General features: G+C 70.9%; 1 pseudogene. It reads right to left on the reverse strand.

Annotated features, from left to right (window positions below):
• Positions 1 to 1086: pseudogene (locus AB0O00_RS41075) on the reverse strand (hypothetical protein); the annotation flags it as partial.

Below are 1086 nucleotides of genomic sequence, written 5' to 3' on the forward strand. Positions count from 1 at the left end.
GCCAGTCGACGTCCTCCCGGTGCGGGGTCGCGAGGCGGGTGGAGGCGATCGTCCACCGGCCGCTGCCGTCGTTCCAGCGCACCGACGGGCCCGCGCCGAACGGCGTGCGCACGACTTGTGCCTCGACGAGGGCGAGGAGTTCGGCGTGCCGCTCCTTCTGGGGGCCCACCACCGCCCGGTTGAACAGCGGCACGGTGGTGCGCAGGAACCGGTCGAGGGAGGCACTGGTCAGGCCACCGAAGTTGACGGCGTCGCGGAGGGTGTCGCGGACCTCGCGGACGGCCTCCAGAGCCGCCTTCACAGGGCTGCGGTCCAGTCCGCGTTCGGCTTCGACGAGATCGCGGCGAATCGTTTCCGCCAGCCAGTCCTGGTAGCTGTCGCGGTCGCGCAGCTCCATGGCCGCCGAGTCGTCCCAGGCCTTCAACGGGTCGAAGGGGCCGTGCAGTTGGTCCAGCAGGTCGAGCGTCGCGGGGAGCTTGTCCGTGTCGGCCGCCGCGGTGAGTTCGGCGGCGAGCGCCGTCTCGGTGTCGGAACCGCTCTCGACCAGGGTGCGGCACCGGTGGTAGGCGATCCGCATCTCGGTCAGCAGGAGCGGGAACAGGCAGTCCTCGAAGTCGATGGGACCGGCTTCCCGGAACTCGGCCACCGCCGCCCGGGTGAGGACGAGCGGCTGAAAGCGGCTGTTCATTCGGGTGCGGTGCGGGCGGGCCCGGAACGGCACTCCGGAGCGGGAATACAGGAGCAATTCCGGTTCGGCGCCGCTCGGCCGATAGCGCAATCGCCCGTCGTCCCGGACGAATCGGCCGCCGCGGCCCACCGTCAATGCGGCGATGACGTCCATGGCCGACAGGCCGAAACCGGCCACCGCCACCGAATCCTTCGGCGGGATGACGGCCAGTTTATCGGGGATCGGATAGGGATCGGTGATGCGCCGGTTGGCGGCCGAGGGGAATTCCGCCGGAATCGGCGCGCCGGCTGCGGAATTCTCCCGGTTGGGGACGTGGCCGACGGTCACGAAGGCGTAATCGGTGCCGACCGCGGAACCGTCGGCGAGGCCGATCCGCACGCCCGACCCGGGATCCGAGG

The sequence above is a fragment of the Kitasatospora sp. NPDC093558 genome (genome assembly GCF_040683475.1).
Lineage (GTDB): Bacteria > Actinomycetota > Actinomycetes > Streptomycetales > Streptomycetaceae > Kitasatospora.